At 71.4% G+C, this 19,761-nt stretch carries 12 protein-coding genes; all 12 read left to right on the forward strand.

Going from position 1 to position 19,761, the window contains the following annotated elements; translation table 11 throughout:
* The first annotated feature begins 10 nt into the window (after nt 1–10).
* From OG524_RS29490 to OG524_RS29545, 12 genes are read left to right on the forward strand one after another with little or no spacing between them, the layout of a single operon-like run.
* Nucleotides 11–2,053 (forward strand): ATP-binding protein, encoded by a 2,043-nt coding sequence (locus OG524_RS29490; RefSeq protein WP_405387682.1) that lies wholly within the window; start codon nt 11–13, stop codon nt 2,051–2,053.
* Nucleotides 2,044–2,331, forward strand: coding sequence for a hypothetical protein (locus tag OG524_RS29495; RefSeq protein ID WP_405387681.1), 288 nt, complete (start codon nt 2,044–2,046; stop codon nt 2,329–2,331). Before OG524_RS29490 ends, OG524_RS29495 begins: the two co-directional genes overlap by 10 nt.
* The gene (locus OG524_RS29500; protein WP_405811980.1) at nt 2,328–8,531 is read left to right on the forward strand and encodes a DUF4157 domain-containing protein; all 6,204 of its coding nucleotides are present in this window, start codon (nt 2,328–2,330) and stop codon (nt 8,529–8,531) included. Before OG524_RS29495 ends, OG524_RS29500 begins: the two co-directional genes overlap by 4 nt.
* 3 nt (nt 8,532–8,534) lie before the next feature.
* Nucleotides 8,535–9,275: a hypothetical protein gene (locus OG524_RS29505; RefSeq protein WP_405811981.1), complete on the forward strand. Its 741-nt coding sequence runs from the start codon at nt 8,535–8,537 to the stop codon at nt 9,273–9,275.
* Nucleotides 9,272–9,958, forward strand: coding sequence for a hypothetical protein (locus OG524_RS29510; RefSeq protein WP_405387678.1), 687 nt, complete (start codon nt 9,272–9,274; stop codon nt 9,956–9,958). Before OG524_RS29505 ends, OG524_RS29510 begins: the two co-directional genes overlap by 4 nt.
* A 5-nt stretch (nt 9,959–9,963) precedes the next feature.
* Nucleotides 9,964–10,338 (forward strand): LysM peptidoglycan-binding domain-containing protein, encoded by a 375-nt coding sequence (locus OG524_RS29515; protein WP_405811982.1) that lies wholly within the window; start codon nt 9,964–9,966, stop codon nt 10,336–10,338.
* Nucleotides 10,331–11,470: a hypothetical protein gene (locus OG524_RS29520; protein WP_405811983.1), complete on the forward strand. Its 1,140-nt coding sequence runs from the start codon at nt 10,331–10,333 to the stop codon at nt 11,468–11,470. Before OG524_RS29515 ends, OG524_RS29520 begins: the two co-directional genes overlap by 8 nt.
* 37 nt (nt 11,471–11,507) lie before the next feature.
* Nucleotides 11,508–12,041 (forward strand): phage baseplate assembly protein V, encoded by a 534-nt coding sequence (locus OG524_RS29525; protein WP_405387675.1) that lies wholly within the window; start codon nt 11,508–11,510, stop codon nt 12,039–12,041.
* A gap of 29 nt (nt 12,042–12,070) precedes the next feature.
* A complete protein-coding gene (locus OG524_RS29530; RefSeq protein ID WP_405387674.1) occupies nt 12,071–12,412 on the forward strand; it encodes a hypothetical protein in 342 nt (113 codons plus the stop codon).
* Complete coding sequence (locus OG524_RS29535; RefSeq protein WP_405811984.1) at nt 12,409–12,786, forward strand: GPW/gp25 family protein; 378 nt, start codon at nt 12,409–12,411, stop codon at nt 12,784–12,786. Before OG524_RS29530 ends, OG524_RS29535 begins: the two co-directional genes overlap by 4 nt.
* Nucleotides 12,783–15,959, forward strand: coding sequence for a putative baseplate assembly protein (locus OG524_RS29540; RefSeq protein ID WP_405811985.1), 3,177 nt, complete (start codon nt 12,783–12,785; stop codon nt 15,957–15,959). Before OG524_RS29535 ends, OG524_RS29540 begins: the two co-directional genes overlap by 4 nt.
* Nucleotides 15,956–19,744 carry a putative baseplate assembly protein gene (locus tag OG524_RS29545; protein ID WP_405387671.1) on the forward strand — a complete coding sequence of 1,263 codons (3,789 nt, stop codon included), beginning with the start codon at nt 15,956–15,958 and terminating at the stop codon, nt 19,742–19,744. Before OG524_RS29540 ends, OG524_RS29545 begins: the two co-directional genes overlap by 4 nt.
* Nucleotides 19,745–19,761: the final 17 nt, after the last annotated feature.

Below are 19,761 nucleotides of genomic sequence, written 5' to 3' on the forward strand. Positions count from 1 at the left end.
GGGTGAATACATGGGCACGGACACGGGCGCGGAGGCCGGCCGGGACGAGGGCCGCGACGCGGCGGCGCAGGGGCGGGCGCTCCTGGCGGCCGTCCACGCCGTGCTCGCCCGCGTCGACACCCACGCCGGGCGCACGGCACACGACCCGGGCCCGGCCGGGGCCGCACGGAGCGGCGGCGACCTGGGTACGGATGCCGTCGCCCGGTCCGCCGGCACGGCTGAAACCCCCGGTAGCGCCCTGGCCGCGCCCGCCGGTCCCGCGGCCCTCGACGCCCTGGTCGCCTGCTTCGGCCTCAGCCCGTTCGAGCGCGAGATCGTCCTGCTCGCCGCGGCGGCCGAGCTGGACCCCACCACGGCCGCCCGCTGCGCCGCGGCCTGCGGGGTTCCGGAGCGTACGTACCCCACCTTCTCGCTCTCCCTCGCCGCGCTCGACGATCCGCACTGGAGCGCCCTCACGCCCGTCGCCCCGCTGCGGCGCTGGCGCATCGTCGAACTCGACGACGACACCCGGCTGACCACCTCCCGGCTCCGGCTCGACGAGCGGATCCTGCACTTCCTGGTCGGCTCCCCCTACCTCGACGCACGGCTGCACGGCCTGCTGCGCCGGATCACCGCACCGGACTCGCTGCCCGCCTCCCACGACCTGGCGGCAGGCCGGGTCGCGGCCGGGTGGGCGGGGGCGGGGCGCGGTGCACCGCTCCGGGTCGAGCTGGTCGGCGGCGATCCCCGCACCCGCACGGACATCGCCGCGGTCGCGGCCCGCCGCTCGGGGCTCGGCCTTTACGAGATGTCGGCCGCCGACCTTCCCACCGCCCCGGACCTACGCGACCTGCTGGCCCGCCTGTGGCAGCGCGAGGCGGTGCTGCTGCCCGCCGCGCTGCTGGTGGAGACCGGTGACCTGGACCGTGAACAGAGCGCGGCCACCGACGCGTTCGTCGAGAGCGCGGCCGTACCGCTGGTCGTGTCGAGCTCCGATCCGCGGCGGACGGCACGCCCCCGCGGCGAGCGCGTCGTCGTCCCGCCGCTGGACGCGGACGAACAGCTCGGGGTGTGGACCGACGCGTTCGCCGACGTGCCCGAGGTGTCGGAGGGCGACCTGCGTGACCTCGTGGCCCAGTTCTCGCTGCCGCCCCATCTGGTCCGCTCGGCGGGAGCGTCCGTGGCCAGGGACCTGCCCGGTGAGGACGAGCTGGACGCGACCGGACTGGCCTGGCAGGCGGGTCTCGCCGAGGCCAGGATGGGCATGGACGAGCTCGGCCGCCGGATCGAGCCGCAGGCCGCCTGGGGCGATCTGGTGCTCGCCGAGCGGCAGTTGAGGGTGCTGCGTGAGATCACCGCGCATGTGCGGCAGCGGCCGACCGTGTACGAGGAGTGGGGCTTCGCCGGGACGCTGCGCCGTGGGCTGGGCGTCACCGCGCTCTTCGCGGGCGGCTCCGGCACCGGCAAGACCCTCGCCGCCGAGGTGATGGCCAAGGAACTGGGCCTGGACCTGTTCGTCATCGACCTCTCCCAGGTGGTCAGCAAGTACATCGGTGAGACCGAGAAGAACCTCCGCAAGGTCTTCGACGCCGCCGAGCAGGGCGGGGCGCTGCTGCTCTTCGACGAGGCCGACGCCCTGTTCGGCAAGCGCAGCGAGGTCAAGGACTCCCACGACCGCTACGCCAACCTCGAGGTCAGCTACCTGCTGATGCGGATGGAGGCGTACCGGGGACTGGCGATCCTCACGACGAACATGAAGCAGGCACTGGACACGGCGTTCATGCGCCGGATCCGTTTCGTCGTCGACTTCCCGTTCCCGGGCGAGAGCGAGCGCGCCGAGATCTGGCGCCGGGTCCTGCCCGCGCGTGCGCCGACGAAGGGCGTCGACCCGGCCCTGCTGGCGCGCCTGACCGTGGCGGGCGGCTCCATCCGCAACATCGCGCTGTCCGGCGCGTTCCTCGCGGCGGAGGAGGGCGACCGGCTCCAGATGCGCCACATGCTGGAGGCCGCCCGTACCGAGTACCTGAAGCTCGACCGTTCCCTGACACCGGCGGAGGTGCACGGATGGGTCTGAACGAACAGCAGCGCACCGTACGGGTGGACATCGGCGAGCTGGTCCTCGACGGGTTCGGCACGGTGGACCCGGAACGCGTGTCGGAGGCCTTCCAGGCGGAGTTGGGCCGGCTCGTACGGGAACGGGGCGTGCCGCTCGCGGCCGACGGCGGGCAGGCGCTGGACGCCCTGGCGGGGCTGCCCCCGTTGCCCGCGACCGTCTCCGCGCGGCGTCTCGGCCAGGAGCTGGCGCGCGCGGTGCACACGGGCCTTTCCGGCGGGGGTGAGGTGACGCGATGAGTACGTCCCACGCGCAGGAGACACGGTCGGACCAGGCCGGCAAGCGCCGCAAGCGCAAGGAGCGTGCCGCGACCCGCGCGCCCGAGCCGAAGAACATCGTCAGCGGCGCGGGCCAGCCGCTCGACCTGAGCGTACGGCGGGAGCTGGAGGAGCAGCTCGGCCACGACTTCAGCCGGGTACGGCTGCACACCGACCGGGACGCGGGCACGCTCACCGAGATGCTGGGTGCCGACGCGGTGGCGGTCGGCCAGGACATCTTCTTCCGGGAGGGTGCGTACCGTCCCGGCACGCTTGACGGTCAGCGGCTGCTGGCCCACGAGTTGCTGCACACGGTGCAGAACCCGCACGGTCTCGGCGCGCTGCGCGCGGGCCGGGACCTGGGCGCGGTGAGCCTGCCGCAGCAGGCGATGGAGCGCGAGGCGGAGTCGGCGGCGCAGGAGGCCGTACGGGAGGGAGAGCCCGAAACCCGGGTCGAGGAAGGGCAGTCGACGCCCGGCTGGCTGCGGTACGCGACCGTGGACGCGGACCGGCTGCGTGCCGAACGCATGGACCCGGAGACCGTCGTCGACCGCCTGGTCAACGGTGTGCTGCGCTCGCTGCGCGGGGACCCGGCGGACGCCTCGGGGAGGGTACGGCTCCAGCTGGCGCGGATGCCCGTGGAGCTCCAGGACACGGTCCTCGACGCGCTGGAGGCGCGGCTGCCCACGCCGGCCCACGACCGGCTCATCGACCTGATCGACGAAATGGACCAGACGCCGCTGCCGTTGGAGGTGTCGGTCTCGCTCGCCCCGCATGTGGTCCCCGACGCGATCGAGGAGATCACCTGGGACCAGGAGTCCGAGGAGGAGGCGTGGCGCGCCCGGCTCGACGGCGCTGAGGAGCTGGAGGACGAGCGGATACGGGAGGCGCAGCGGCGCAAGGCCGAGGATCCGGGGGCGGACAGCGGTGCGTCCGAAGGGGCGCAGGAGACCGAGGCAGGTGCGGACAGCACCGCGCCGTCGGGTGCTCCCCCGCAGGCGGAGCAGGGCAAGCAGGAGTCGGCCGGGGCGCAACCGCTCCAGGTGGAGGGGAAGTCCACCGGCGCCGAGCAGAGCCCTGACGGGGCCGGGGACAAGGGCGCGGCGGGCGGTGGGCAGGGCGAGGGCCGGCAGGTCGAGCCGCAGCAGACACCCACCTCGGCGCAGCCCCGACCGGACGCGGGGAAGCGCAAGGAGCCGTCGGCCCGGCCGGCCGGAGCCGTGCGGCCGACGCCCGTGGACAAGAGCGCCGCGGAGCGCGACGACACCCGTCACTCAGCCCGGCAGGACGCGCCTCCCGAGTCCGACCAGGACCCGGACGACGAGCCGCTGGGCGTCGACGAGGGCGGCGAGGCCGAGGCGCTTGCCGAGCTGGAGGCCCTCGTCACGGAGGCGGAGCAGGACGCGGCCGAGCCCGCCCCGGCGCCCGGGCAGGACGTCTCGGGGCCCGGTGACCTCGAAGAGGCCACATCGAACGCGTCCGCTCCGGGCTCGGAACGGGGTGCGGGCAGCCCGCAGCCCGCGCCGCGCATGCCCGCCGTGGACACGGAGGCGTTGGCAGCGGCACTCGAGGAGGAGAGCGAGGATCTCGACGCGGAGGGGGACTCCGCGTCGGAGAGCCCCCTCGAACAGGAGATGGGTCCCGAACCGGACAGCGACGCGGCGGGCCGTCCCGGGGCGGCGCGTGATGCCTCGTCGGGCGAGGCGGATCCCGAAGCGGAGGCCGAGGACCGCGACCTGGCATCCGAGACACGTCGGGCGAACGAGCGCTCCGGGGAGGAGCAGGGCGGCGGCGAGGGCGCGTCCTCCGGTGACGGTGCCGCCCCGGGCAAACTGGCCAAGGCCGCCGAGGATGCACGGGGGCAGGCGAACCCCACGGCGGGCGGCGGGGGTTCGGGCGCCACGGGCGCACCCGCGAAGCCCGCGGTCGCCGCGACGCCGCTGACCGCCGCAGCCCCGGCTGCCGCCCCCGCCCCTGCTCCCGGGGCGGGCGGCGACACCAGCGTCGTACCACCGGCGGCGGAGGTCGCTTCTGCCGTTCCCCGGACGGAGGCGCCGCCGAAGCACGAGCCCGAACGGTCCGACGACAGCAAGCCCGTCACTGTCAAGGCGGCACCGCGGGCCAGGAGCGGCGGGAGCTCCGGCGGTGGCGGCGGCGGTGGCAGGGCCGCCGCGAAGCCGAAGAAGGCGGCATCGGCACCGAACGTCGCGGGTGCCACCCCCGAGGCCGGCCTCGCGTCCGCGTCAGGCCTCCAGCCCCATCTGGCGCTGACCACGCTGAAGGGCGTCAACGCTGCGGTCGGCCGCTCGGTCTCCGGGGAGCGCGGGAGTCTGAAGGATGCGCCGCCCACGATGGAGCGGCCCGTCGGTTCGCCCACGACCGTACGGGGCGGCCCGAAGCCGTCGGCTCCGGGCACGTACACCTCGCAGAGCGTCGGGAAGACCGAGGCAGCGCAGGGCACCACTCCGGAGATCAAGGGTGAGAAGGCGCCGAGCGGCGAACTCCCCGGTGCGGACACGGAGGAACCGGGCTGGTGGGACATCGGCAAAGCGCTGCTGATGGGGCTCGGCAAGAAGCTCCTCTCCAAGCTGCTGCCCCTCGACAAGCTCACCGGCTCGATCGACAAGGTGCCGAGCACGGACAAGGGGTTGCAGGGCGCCAAGGTCGGAGACGCGCCCAAACTGCCCCTCAAGGACGACTCCGACCCGGAGCGGACCGACAAGCAGGCGAAGCAGCTCGACGACAAGGGCGCCGAGCTGCACACCTCGGGTCGGGAGGACGCGGCCCGCCCGATGGGCGAGGACCAGATCTACCCGGATGTACCGAGGGAGACCCTGACCGCGCGTATCGGCGGCGGCAAGCGGCAGCGCGGCGGGGAGGGCGGCCCGGCAGGCGCCCCCGGAGCGGGCCTGCCGTTGGAGGCGGTGTCGGCAGTCGCAGAGCACGAACAGGGCCCGCAGATCAAGCAGGCCTTCGGGCAGGCGCGGCAGGAAATGACGGGGGCGCACCGGGAGAAGGAGACCAAGGCCAAACGGGACCGCCGTCAGTACCAGCGCGACGTCAGGCAAGAGGTCGACACCAGCACCAAGGAACAGACGAACGCGCGCAACCAGGGCCGCACCGACATAGCCCGCTCCCGCACCGGTTGGCGCAAGGAGCAGGACGAGAAGCTCACCGAAGTGGACGGAAAGAAGGGCAAGCAGCTAACCAAGGCCCGCAAGGACATCAAGGAGAAGCAGGACAAGACCGACCAGGATGTCGATCAGCGGACCAAGGATGACCAGAAGAAGATCGACGACGGGCGGACCGGGGCCGAGAAGGAAGCCACCCAGAAGCGCGACGACGGGAAGAAGGACTCCCGGAACTGGTTCGAGAAGGGCCTCGACTGGATCAAGGACCAGTTCACCAAGTTGAAGAAGGCCATCAAGGACGTCTTCGAGAAGGCCCGCAACCTGGTCAAGGGAGTCATCGAGGAGTTCAAGAAGCAGGTCTTCGCCTTCATCGACGAGGCCCGTAAGTGGGTCATCCAGCAGATCAACGACTTCGCCGACGCCCTCATCAGCCTCGGTGACGAACTGCTCAAGGACTATCCCGCACTGCGGGACAAGTGGCGCAAGTCCATCAACGGTCTGCGTGACGCGGCAGTCAAGAAGGTCAACCAGGTAGCGGACAAGCTCAAGGCGATCGCGGGCAAGCTGATCGACGCGTTCGGCGACATGCTCCTGGCCGGCCTGGACCTCATGGAGAAGGGAATGCTCGCCGCGGTCGAACTCGCGGAGACCGTGACGGTCAAGGCCATGGAGCTCGGCGCGGCGATCCTCAAGGGCCTGGGCGAGTGGGCGGCGATCGCGACGGACATTCTCAGCGACCCGGGCGGCTGGATCGGCAAGGCGAAGGACGCGGCGGTCACCGGAGCCAAGGAGCACCTCTTCACGGAGATCAAGGCCGCGGTGAAGGAGTGGTTCAACCAGAAGGTGCAGCAGCTCATCGGCATTCCGATGGAGATGTTCAACCGGCTGGTGAAGGGGGGCACGTCCAAGGAAGACATGGCCAAGATGGCCTGGGACGCGGCGGTCCCCCAACTTCCGATGATCATCGGCGAGTTGATCGTCACGAAGGTCGTCGCGAAGCTGATCCCCGGTGCGGGCTGGGTCATGGCGATCATCGACGCGCTGAAGACGGCGTACGACGCGCTGGGCTCGATCCTGCGCGCGTTCGGGATGTTCATGACGTTCCTCAAGGCCGTCAAGAGCGGAAGCGGCGCCCTGCCGTTCGCGAAGGCGGTGGCCTCGGGTGTGGTCGCGCTCCTCGAGCTGATCTACCAGTGGCTGGTGAGCGGCGTGGGCAAGTACCTGGGCAAGGTGGCGAAGGCACTGCGCGGCAAGGCGGCGAAGCTCGGCAAGAAGGACCCGGACTCCGACAAGGGCCCCGACCCGAAGAAGGACGCAGCTCACCAGGACAGCCCGGCCCCGAAGGCACCCCAGCCCTCGAAGCCGAACCGGCCCGACCCTGTACCCACCCCCGGGCGCAAGCCCGAGACGAAGCCCACGAAAACCAAGGACAAGCGGGACGACGACGACCGCCGCAGGGACGGCCGCCACGCGAACGCGGCCGGCCGCGCCTTGCGCCCGAAGCCGGGCAAGGACCGCCCCGACGCGAGGCGCCCGGGAGGCAAGGGCCCGGACACCGAGCGCCCGGGCAAGAAGAAGCCCGACGACAAACGCCCGGACCTGCGCAAGCCGCCCAAGGACGGCAAGCGCTCCAACAAGGATGCCCCCGGCCAGAAACGCAAGCCCACGCCCGACCGGAAGCCCAAGAAGCCGAGCGCACTGAGCCGCGTCCGCAACGCGGTCAAGAACGCCCTGGCGAAGATACGCAACGCGCTGCGCCGCCTCGGGGCCAAGGCCCGGAACCTGCTCAACAAGCTGAAGAACTTCGCGCGCCGCCTGAAGGAACTGTGGCGGCGTATCAAGGATCGGCTTCGCGGAAGGCGTAGGGACAAGAAAGAGGGCGACAATTCGCGGCGCGAGCTGGAATTGCCCACGAAGACGTACCGTGCCGACGACGGCGAAATGCACACACTCAGATTCCACGGCAAGGGGCCTTCCGCGGACCTACGGGTGCACAGCACTCCGGCCAGGGTCCCCGGCTTCCTCGGTGACTGGAAGCGCGAGGCAGCCAAGCTTGAGGAATCTGCCGACAAGCGTGTGCAGTTGGCTGCGATCGAGCAGGCCGAACAGAGCTATGCCACGGCGGAAACACTCCAAGGACGGCTGTCGTCACGCGTTGTCCTCAGGAAGCAGCAGTCACTTCGCGCCGCCAAACAGCTGCCGGCCTACCGTGCACTGCGCAGCGAACTGGCACGGCTGGCGGCTGCTATGAAGCAGCGCCCGCACCCAGTGCCGAAGCCGGAGCCACACATTCCGTCTGCACTCTACGGAGGCGCCCGAGCCGACAACTTCACCGCGACACATCTCAACAAGTCCAGCAGAGGAACCCCGGCCGACGCGGCACCTGACGATCAACCGATCGGCTGGAAATACATCCAGGACAATGGCCTCAACGACAACTCCAGTGACTACTGGGTGAGAATGCACTTGCTTCCAGATGCCATAGGCGGTCCGGCCAACGGGGGAAATCTTGTACCTGCCAGTGGCCCCGGAGTCAATATCCCGTTTCTGCACGGCGTTGAACAGAACGCGAAGGATGCGCTCCATCTCGCCCACACGGACCGGGAAGAGATGATCTGGTACAAGGTCCAAGTCGGCTTCCATGTTCCGCCGGTACCCGATGGATTCCCCACCTTCATTGAATCGGCGTGGGGGCGATACGAAGAAGACCGTGTCAATCGCCGTTGGAAACCCGATCCTCAGAAGTCATCCAGAACCCTTAGAACTCAGGAAACCCTACCGGTGCCGGAGAAGGAGCGAAAGCTCTACCTCAATCTTGACGACCATGGCAGGATTCGACGAATGCTCAGAGAGACTGACGCCTTCGTGGACGCGCTGGTCAAGGCTCGAGGAGTACAGCCCTTCCGGTGGCCCGTGGAGATACGACTGGCCATCATGAAGCATGAAAGATCGAAGAATGGCGGGTCCAAGTTCAGTGATGCGGAACGACGCATAGTCGCCGTCATTGAAGGAATTAAATCGGGTCGCATCAGTCTGGCACGAGAGAGGTAATGAATGAAGGACGTCGAAGGAATGCAGATCAGTTCCCCGAATTATTCCGAGGAACGCCTTCTGGAGGCTTTTGTCGCACTGCGGGAATGTCCTGAGATTTCGGTTTCGATGGATGAGGTATCAGTGCTGAGCGAGGCGGAGGGCGACGAGGGGGTGTCCGCGTCATATATCGCAGCAGAGATGCTGGAGGACGCCGCTCGGGTGCCCGCACTGGCCCGGGTCGGGTCCGGTTTGAGGATCGCCGAAGAAGCTCCTCGTTTCCGGAAGATCGCCAGCCGCTGGCGCGGCTTTGCTGCGCACGGAGAGCTGACCGGGGAGTTCAGCGTCCCGAACTTCTGCCGCACCATATTTGAACCGGCGCCGCCGCTCACCTGGGAAGGTTCTTCCGAGGAGGAGCGGCGACTTTTTGCGGAGTTCAGAAAGATAGACAGCAATCCCCGCAGTGGCACCGGCCTGTTTTCCGTCGTGCGACTCGAGCAGGCGGCGAATCCTCTGGGGATCTGGGTGTGGGATGCCCGTGCCGGGGCTTTGCAGATGGACGTGGACTATCTCGGCTATCTGGAAGCTCTGAGTCTGACCAAGGGGACACACGGGTGGCAGTACCTGTTCACGGACGTGTCATTGGAGAATCCAGACTTCTATCACGTGGCCAACGGCATGAAGAGGATGCTTCAGGTCTTTCCTCAATACTTCCCTCAGCACGGATACGAGGACCTGGAACGCCGTCTTGAGGAGCGCCTGTGACCCGCTACGCCGACATCCCCAAGCCCATCCGCTCCGGCATAGTCGTAGTGGACCCCGAACGCGGCACCCCCCAGCGCATCATCGTCCTCCAGTTCAACCCCGACACCCTGGAACGCAGCCTCGCCCCCCAGTCCGCCGGCGGGAGCGGGGACTCCGGGGGAGGGGGCAGTGGGAGCGGGGACCGTAACGAGGCCCTCCGGCTCAAGGGGCCTGCCCAGGAGACCTGGAAGTTCACCGCCGAGATCGACGCCACCGACCAGTTCGAGGTCGCCGCTCCCGATGGGATCCACCCCGAGCTGGCCACCCTCGAAATGCTGGTGCACCCGACCACCGCCCAGTTGCGCGAGGCGAGCCGGCTGGCGAAGAAGGGGACCATCGAGATCAGCCCGATCGAGATGCCGCTCACCCTCTTCACCTGGGGCAGCAAACGGGTCATGCCCGTGCGGCTCACCGAACTGTCCATCAACGAGTCGGCGTTCGACGTGAACCTCAATCCGATCCGGGCGAGTCTCAGCATCGGCATGAAGGTGCTCAGCGTCAGCGATCTGCCCGCCGGGCACCGCGGGGCCGATCTGTACATGGCGCACCTCGCGCAGAAGGAGCAGCTGGCCAGGGCCGCGCGCGGTGGTGGGCTCGCCTCGCTGGGGCTGGCCGGGGGCAACACCGTCATGGGAAGGGGCTGAAGGACATGGCCGGGATCGAACCGTACGAGAACGCGCTGGACGCCGTGCCCGGCGTCCACCCCTACCCCCGCTCCAGCCGGTACCACGACGCCGAGATCGGTGTGCACCGGATGGCCGACGGGACCGAGGTGCGGTACACGAAGCGGCGGTTGCTGCCGGCGCTGGACGAGGCGGCTCGGGAAAGCGCCCCGCACACCGTCAGCAGTGGAGACCGGCCGGACCTGCTCGCGCAGCGGTACTTCGGCGACCCGGGGCAGTGGTGGCAGATCGCCGACGCCAACCCGGTGCTGGACCCGCACGAGCTGACCGAGGAGCCCGGCCGCACCGTCGCCGTCCCGCACGCCGGCGGATTCCCGGGGACGGGGGCGCGGTATGTCTGACCTGCCCGTCGGGAACGGGCCCATCCACGTCACGCTGGAGGCGGGGCCCCGGCTGACCCGGCCCGTTCCGCCCGAGGTCACCGAAGCACTCCTGTCCGCCCAGATCACCGCCACCGCGGGCGAACGCAGCGGGTTCCAGATCGCGTTCGACCTCACCAAACAGGGCGCGCTGTCCCGGCGGCTGCTGCCCGAGGGCTTCTTCGACCCGAAGACCCGGGTGATCCTCTCCGTGAGCGTGAAGGGCACGGCCTGGGTGCTGCTCGACGGACTGATCGTGCGGCAGGAGGTCGGCGCGAGCAATCAGCCCGGGCACTCCACCCTCACGGTGACCGGTGAGGACCTGACCCTCCTCATGGACCTGGAGGAACGCACCGACCGGTACCCGAACCTGCGGCCCTCCGGACGCGTCGCCCGCATCCTCGCCAAGTACGCCGACTACGGCATCGAGGCCCGCGTCTTCCAGGAGCAGATCGAGCAGCCGCCCCGCGAACAGCTGAGGGTCGACTACCAGTCGGGCACCGACCTGAGCTACGTCAACGAGCTCGCCCGGGCCAACGGCTACACGTTCTACCTCGAACCAGGACCCCGTCCCGGCCGCTCCACGGCCGTCTGGGGCCCGGAGGCCCGCATCGGACAGCGGCAGCACGCGCTCAACGTGAACATGGACGTCAACTCGACCGTGGACCAGCTGACGTTCGCGTACGACGGGACGGCCAGGGAGGAACCGCAGGCCCGGGTGCAGGACCCGGCCACCCGGGACAGCCGGCTCCTGCCGCAGCCCGACATCGGGCCGCTGCGCCCCCCGCTCGGCCGCCGCGCCACCCCCGCGCTCAAGCGGCGCACGCTGTCCGGCACGGCGAAGAAGGAGTCGGCGCAGGCGCAGGCCGAGCTGCTGGCGCGGGCCGCGCTGTCCGCCGACGCCATCTCGGGGTCCGGGTCGCTGGACGTGAACCGGCACGGGTACATCCTCCGGCCGCGGGAGCTGGTCGGGGTCCGTGGCGCCGGGGTGACGTACGACGGCGACTACTTCGTCAAGTCCGTCACCCACACCCTCAGGCCCGGCTCGTACCAGCAGAACTTCACGCTCTCGCGCGAGGGCCTCATCGCCCGGAGCGGCACCGTACGACCGTAGCGGCCGCGACAGCGGAAGCGGACCAGGAGAACTACGCATGGCTGCAGGACCGAACAACAACCGGTTTCTCGGCAAGTTCCGGGGACGGGTGGTGAGCAACGACGATCCGCTGAGGACCGGCCGCGTCACGGTCAAGGTGCCCGACGTCCTGGGTGACGAGACGTCCACCTGGGCCATGCCCTGCCTGCCGTTCACGGGACCGCAGTCGGGGCAGTACGCCGTGCCCGCCGAAGGGGCCGGCGTGTGGGTGGAGTTCGAGCAGGGAGACGTCAGCTTCCCCATCTGGACCGGCTGTTGGTACGGCGACGCGTCCGAACTGCCGCCCGACGCGCTGACCGGAGGACCCGCTCACCAGAACGTGGTGATCCAGACCTCCGACCGGCACAAGTTCGTCATGGGCGACGTACCGGACGGCGGGAACGGAATCCGTCTGCAGGCCGCGACCGGGGCGTACATCCAGGTGGACGAGAAGGGCGTGACGATCGCCGACGGGCAGGGTGCGTCGGTCGTGCTGGCCGGCGGCGAGGTCAACATCAACGACGGCCGGCTGATCGTGGCCAAGAAGCAGTGAAGCAGCAACAGACAACGGGGAGAGAAGACTTGTCCACCAGCCCAGGGACCATCGTCAGCGCCGCCGCGACCCTCCACTGCCCGCACGGCGGCCGGGCCTCCGTCGCCTCCGCGCACGCGGCCGTGCGCCTGGACGGACTGCCCGTGCACACCGCCTCCGACGCCTTCGTGGTGGCCGGGTGCCCGCACACCGTCGACGGGGTGCCGCACCCGTGCGCCACCGTCCGGTGGAGCCCGCACGCGGACGGTGTGCGCGTCGACGGCGTACCCGTCCTGCTGCACACCACCGCGGCACAGTGTTTCAGCGCCGCGCTCGTGCCGCAGGGGCCACCGGTCGTGCACGCGGCCCGGCGGGGGGCGACCTGCCGATGAGGACCGTACGCAGTGACCTGGCGTTCCCGTTCCGCAGCGACCGGCGCGGCCGGACGGCGCACGCCCCGTACGACGAGCACGTGCGGGACCTGGTGGAGCAGTTGCTGTTCACCAGCCCCGGCGAACGACTGATGCGGCCCGACTTCGGCTGCGGCCTGCTGGACCTGGTGTTCACGCCGAACAGCCCGGAGCTGGCCTCGGCGCTGGAGCTCTCCGTGCAGGCCTCGCTGCAGCGCTGGCTGGGCGAGCTGATCGATGTGGAATCCCTGGACGTGGTGAGCGAGGAGAACGCCGTCCGGGTGTACCTGCGCTACGTGGTGCGCTCCACCGGGAGCCGGCGCGACGAGGTCTTCGAAGGGAGCGGGCCCGCATGAGCGGCACGGACAGGGAGGTGGCCTGCCGGACGGACGGCAGGCGCGGCAAGGTCCGCGCGGCGCGGTTCCACGGTGTGGACGCGGTGGAGGTGGGCGACGACGGGCTGACCCTCACGGTGACGTTCCTCGGCAAGGCCCCGCACGGGCTGTGCCCGGAGAACATCCGTGTCGACGGCGGCCGTCGTGTCACCGGCATCGAGGCGGTCGAGGTGACCGTGGAGCGGGAGGAGGACCCGGAGCTCGACGACCGGCTGCTGGTGACGGTCGACCGCACCGGCGACACCTCGCGCTACCGGCTGTCGGTGGTGGAGGCCGATCCGTACGGCCGGCCGGGCACCGAACCGTTCCCCGGCTTCGACCAGCGGTACTTCCGGGCGGAGTTCGGCTTCCGGCCGGACCGCCCCACACCCTTCGACTGCGTGGACGGCACGGCGGGCCGCGACCCCGGCCCCCGGGTGGAGGCACCCGTCATCGACTACACGGCGCGCGACTTCGACTCCGTGCGCCGGCTCCTCCTGGACAGGCTCGCGCTGACCACGCCCGACTGGGTGGAGCGCAACCCGGCCGACCTCGGTGTCACCCTCGTCGAACTGCTGGCGCACACCGCCGACCGGATCAGCTACCAGCAGGACGCGGTCGCGACGGAGGCGTACCTCGACACCGCCCGCAGGCGGGTGTCGGTGCGCCGGCACGTACGGCTGATCGACTACCCGATGCACGACGGATGCAACGCGCGGGCCCTGGTCACCGTCGAGGTGACGAAACGGCTGACGCTGCTGCCGGGTACGTTCCGCTTCGCGGCGGTCGACGTCCGTACGCCGGGACTCCGCGCGCCCGAGACCGGCACCGTCGTCGAGGACGGCGACCTGGCGGTGCTGGCCGAGCGGGGTGCGGTCGAGGTGTTCGAACCGGTGGTGGACACCGAGCCGGCCGAACTGCGCCCTGCGCACAACATGATCCGCTTCTGGACCTGGGGCGACGAGGTGTGCGCCCTGCCGAAGGGTGTGACGTCCGCGACGCTGCGGGACGGGTGGACCGACAGGAAACGCACGACGCGGTCGCTGGCCCTGGCGCCCGGCGATCTGCTGCTGTTCGAGGAAGTGCGCGGGGCGCGTTCGGGCACGCCGGGCGACGCGGATCCCGCACACCGGCAGGCGGTACGGCTGACCTCGGTCACCCCGGGCGTGGACAAGCTGGCCGACCAGCCGGTGCTTGAGGTCACCTGGGCCCGCCAGGACGCACTGGCCCTCCCCGTGTGCCTGTCGACGCGCGGCGGGCCCGACTGCGCACCGGTCGCGGACGTGAGCGTCGCCCGGGGCAATGTGGTGCTCGTCGACCACGGCAGGTCGCTGACGTTCGGCGGGGCACTTCCGGAGACGGTGACCGTACCCCCGGACCCCGCGGTCCCCGGCTCCTGCGAACCGCCCGGCTTCGGCTGCGAGGACGTCGACGGGGGCAACGCGGCAGCCCGCCTCCTGGGCGAACGCCTGGAACAGACGCGGCACGGACGGCTGCTCACCGCCGAACAGGTGCGGGAACTGTCCGAGCGGATCGGCGACGACCAGGTGACACGCGCCGGGATCGGCCTGGAGCTCGCGGGGCGACGGCGCGAGAAGGTCGTCCCCGGTACGGCGTACGAGCAGGCCGAGGCGCTGGCGACGCTCCTCGCGCAGGTGACCTACCCGGGCATCAGGCCGCGTTTCAGGCCGGTGCTCCAGCGCTCACCCGTCGTCCAGGCGGCACCCTTCCCGCTGCCCGAGCACGTGGCGGCCGGGCAGGCCGACCGGCTGGCCGCCGTGCCCGGGCGGGTCCGCGAGCGGCTGGTGGAGCTGTGGCGCAGCGCCCGTGACCACGACGGGCTGACCGAGGCGGAGATCGACGAGCTGACCGTGCTCTTCGGGCTGCGGGCCCTGGAACACCTGGAGCTGCACCTCCACCCCGTGCGCGCGCTGCGTGAACTGCTGCACCGCGCCGACCGGTTGCTGGCCCCGAAGCTGCGCAGGCTCCAGGTGCTGACGGCCCGCGCCCGGGCGGGCGCGGTGCTCGACGCGGGCATCGCCTGGGAGATCGCGCAGAGCTGGGGCCCCGGCCACGCGGCCGGACTGCATCCGGACGAGCCCGTGCTGCGGGGTCCCGCCGCCGCCCTCGTCCAGGACCCGCGGGCCGCGCTGCCCGCCGTGACGGCCGTGGACGGCGACGCGGTGTGGACCGCGCGGCGGGACCTGCTCGCGGCCGGTCACCGCGACCGGCACTTCGTCGGTGAGCTGGAGGACGACGGGCGGATCGCGCTGCGCTTCGGCGACGGGCGGCACGGCGCCCGGCCCCGCCCGGGAGCCCGGCTGGAGCTGCACTACCGGCTCGGCGGCGGCACGGCGGGCAACGTGGGCGCCGAGGCCGTCAACCATCTGGTGCTCCGGCACGACGGGGACACCGAGGGAGCAGCGGACGCCGGGGTGCCGCTGCCGGTCGCCGGGGTACGCAATCCGCTGCCCGCGGTCGGCGGGACGGAACCCGAACCACTCGAACAGGTACGGCAGTTGGCACCACTCGACCTGAAGCGCACCGTGCAGCGCGCGGTGACCGCCGAGGACTACGCGGCCCTGGCCTCCGCACTTCCCGGGGTGCAGCGGGCGGCGGCCGAGATCCGCTGGACGGGCAGTGTGCAGGAGGCCCATGTCGCCGTCGACACACTGGGGACCGGGGATCCGGAACCCGAGCTGCTCGACTCGGTGGCGTACGCGCTGGAGCGCTACCGGCGGATCGGACACGACCTGGTGGTCGGCCCCGCGAACGACGTACCGCTGGACATCGCCCTGTCGGTGTGCGCGGCCCCCGGGCACCAGCACGGGCAGATCCTCGCCGAGCTGTACCGGCTGCTGGGCAGCGGGCGGCTGCACGACGGGCGGCTCGGCTTCTTCCATCCCGACGCCCTGGTGTTCGGCGAACCGGTGCGGCTCAGCCGGCTGGTCGCCGCCGCGGCCGGAGTGCGCGGGGTGGAGAGCGTGACCGTGACCCGGTTGCGCCGGCTCTTCGACGACGCCGACGGGGACGGTACGGCACTGGAGACGGGCGTGCTGCGGCTCGGCGCGCTGGAGGTCGCACGCTGCGACAACGACCCGGACCGCCCGGACAACGGGCGGCTCACCATCGAGATCGCCGGAGGCACCCGATGAGCGGCGCGGGCAACTGCGGCTGCGGCTGCGGTGGACACGACGAAAGCCGGGCCCCCGAGGCCCTGTACAACCCACCGGGCCGCACCGCGCTCGACTACCGGGTCGGGGACTACGGATCCTTCCTGGCGGCCATGGTGGACCGGCTCGCCTCCCCGGCGTACCCGGCGCTGCGCGGGCTGACGGTGCGGACCCCGGACGATCCGGCGATCGGACTGCTGGACTCCTGGGCAGTCGTCGGCGACCTGCTGACGTTCCACTCCGAACGGATCATGGACGAGGCGTACGTACGCACCGCGAACGAGCACCGCTCGCTGGCGCTGCTCGGACGGCTGGTGGGGCACCGTCCGAGGCCGGGCATCGCCGCCGACACCCATCTCGCGTACACCCTGGACAGGGACCCGCGGGGCGTCGACGTGGAGGTGGTCGTCCCGCGAGGGGCGCGCAGCAACAGCGTTCCGCTCACCTCCGAAGAGGAGTCGCAGGTCTTCGAGACGGAGGCGGACCTCACCGCCCGCGCCTCGTGGAACGAGCTCGCCGTGCGCCGGCGCAGGCCCGCGCTGCTGACCGAGCGGGACCTGAGCCGGCGCTCCGAGATCCAGGTGGCGGGCACCACGACCGGCCTGCAGACCGGGGACCGGCTGCTGTTCGTCCTCAAGGGCCAGGACGGCGAAGGCACCCCGGGGCAGCGGCTGCTCCGCACCGTGGCCCGGCTCCGGGTCGACCGCGAGGACGACGTGACAGGGATTGGGCTCCAGCAGTCCGCCCCGCCGTCCCTGGGCGAACTGCTGGAGCTGCTCCGCGAGTGGATCACCGAGGACGAACGGGCGGTCGAGGACGGCGGACCCACGCCCGACAACCCCAACCCCCGGCCGGTCAGCCGGTTCATCGCCGACTTCGACGCCCAGGTGCTCGCCCCGCTGCGGGCCGACCTGGACACCGTCACCTCACCCGCAGCCCTCGCGGCACGGCTGGCGGAACCGCACGAGCGGCTGGCCGAGGCACAGATCGTCGCCCGTGCGCACGCCGATGTCGCCGCCTGGTTCGAGCAGTTGGAGGCGATGACCGGCGAGGTGATCGCGCAGGCGGCCGACCTGGAGCCCTCCCGGCCGGCCCCCGAGACATCGCACGCCGGCGCGCACAGGACACCCCGCACCGCCGCCGCGCCGGCGTCCGCCGCGTTGCAGGCGCTCGGCGCGGTGCTCCCCGCACTCCGCAGCGAGGTCGTGCGCCCGTCCCGCAACAGGCAGGCACCGGCGCACGCCGGTACGACACCCGGGGCCCCGGGCTCCGATCTGGGCGCACGGCTCCTGGCGGCGCTCGACCCGCGGATCGCCGACGGGCTCTACCCGGCGTGGCGGCGGTCCGCCCCCACCGCGCCGTCGCTCCTGCACGAGGTGCAGGCGATGCGGGTGACGGCCGCCCCGTTCGGGGCGATGGCCCCGCTGAGGCCGGTGCAGGACGAACGCGGCCGGGTGATCAGGCAGGCGGACTGGCCGCTGACCGGCTCCGCCCTCACGACGATGCGCGTCGTGTTCGACACGGCGGGCAGGGTTCCGGTGCGTGCCGAATTCCAGCACACCGAGACGGGCTCGTCCGTCCAGCACTCGGAGAACCTGCCGTCGGAGGCCACGTTCGACCTCGGGCCCGGCCGGGTCGCGGTCATGACCCGGACCGCCCAGGACCACGATCTGAGCTGGCTGAACAGGCGCCCCGCCGACTCGCAGGAGCCCGGCGTCACCGCCCAGCTCCTCGACGGCCTGCCCGAGCGGACACTGTTCGTGTCCCGGCCCGCGGACGACGGCCGTATCCACGTCGCCGTGCACAACGGCGAGCCGAGGAGCTGGCACCTCGCGCCCGGCGACCACGAGCAGATCAGACACGAGGGCCACGAACTGACCGTGCGCTACACCGTCGGCAGCGAACCCGCGAACGTGGTGATCGGCATCGCCACGGTGCCGGAGCCCGCGAACCGGCGGGTGATCGCCCTGGACTCGGTCCAGGACTCGGTCACGGTCGGCAGCTGGGTCGCCATCGAGCGCCCCCGCAAGGGTGCCGAAGGACCGGACGGCATTCCGGGTGACCCCGCGCTCAGGTTCGTCACCACCAGGGTCACCTCCCTGCGCACCGCCGTGTACACCGACTTCGGCATCACCGGCCGGGGTACGGAGCTGACCCTGGCCGACCCCTGGCTCGACGAGCACGACGTACTGCTCTCCACCATCCGCGACGCCACCGTGCACGCCGGCGGACAGGCCCTGCGGCTCGCCGACGAACCCCTCGCCGAGGACGTCCACGGCAACGAACTGGAACTGGCCGAGCTGTACGACGGGCTGCGCCCGGGACGGCGGCTGGTCGTGTCCGGGGAACGCACCGACGTACCCGCCGCCCCGGCCACCGAACTGGTGACGGTCGCCGGCGTCGAGCAGGTGCTCGACCCGCTGCTGCCCGGCGACCACGTCCACACGAGGCTGACCCTGACGACGGACCTGGTCCACCGCTACCGCCGCGCCACCGTACGCGTACGCGGCAACGTCGTCGCGGCCGGACACGGCGAGAGCCGGGAGGAGGCGATCGGCAACGGGGACGCGGACCTCGCCAACCAGACGTTCGCGCTCTGGCAGGCACCGCTGACCTGGCTGCCCGCCGACAACCCGCTGGGCGCGACCCCGGCACTCGACGTCCGCGTCGACGGGCTGCTCTGGCACCGGGTCGACAGCCTCGCCGGGCGCGGCCCGCGCGAGCGGGTCTACGTCTGCGGATCCGCGGGCGGCCGGACGACGGTGACCTTCGGCGACGGGGTGCACGGCGCCCGGCTGCCCACCGGCCACGAGAACGTCCGGGCCCGCTACCGCTTCGGCACCGGCAGGGCCGCCAACGTCCGGGCCGACCGCATCACCCAGGCCGTGACCCGTCCGCTGGGCGTCACCGGGGTCACCAACCCCCAGCCCGCGACGGGCGGCGCCGACGCGGACGGCCCCGGCCGGACCCGGACCGCGATCCCGCTCGCCGTGTCCGCCCTCGACCGGCTCGTGTCGGTCGCCGACTACGAGGACTTCGCCCGCTCCCGGGCCGGGATCGGACGGGCGGCGGCCCGCGAACTCTTCGACGGCAGGCGGCGGATGCTGCACGTCACCGTCTCCGGGGTCCAGGACATCCCGATCGCCGAGGACTCCGACGTGCTCACCGCACTGCGCTCCTCGCTCGCCCGGTACGGCGACTCCCGGCTGCCCGTACGCGTGCAGGTTCGCGAACTGCTGCTGCTCGTCCTCGCGGCGAAGGTGAAGGTGGCCCCCGACCACAGCTGGCAGATCGTCGAACCGCACCTGCGCCGGGCCCTGCTGACCCGGTTCGGCAGCTCCCGGCGCGAGCTGGGCAGCCCCGCGCATCTGTCGGACGTACTCGCGACGGCCCACTCCGTACCCGGTGTCGACCACGTGGACGTGGACGTCTTCGGCGGAGTGCCGGCCTCCCTCACCCCCGACGGTCTGCCCGGCCTCGCGGACACGCTCGCCGAACCGCGCACCACCGTCCCGGCGCGGCTCGCCACGTACGACGAGGACGTGCACCGGGTCACCGACCAGGACGGCCGGACGCTCACCTCGGTCGCCGCCCGGTACGGCATCACCCTCACCGAACTGCTGCGCCTCAACCCGGACATCACCGACACCCGGCGCCTGGCGAAGGGCCGCGCGGTGTGCGTCTTCCGCGGCATCCGGCCCGCACAGCTCGCCCTGCTGTCACCGGACGTCCCCGACACGCTGACTCTCACGGAGGTCACCGCATGAACACCCAGGAAGGGAGC

Source organism: Streptomyces sp. NBC_01520 (assembly GCF_045040375.1).
Taxonomy (GTDB): Bacteria; Actinomycetota; Actinomycetes; order Streptomycetales; family Streptomycetaceae; genus Streptomyces.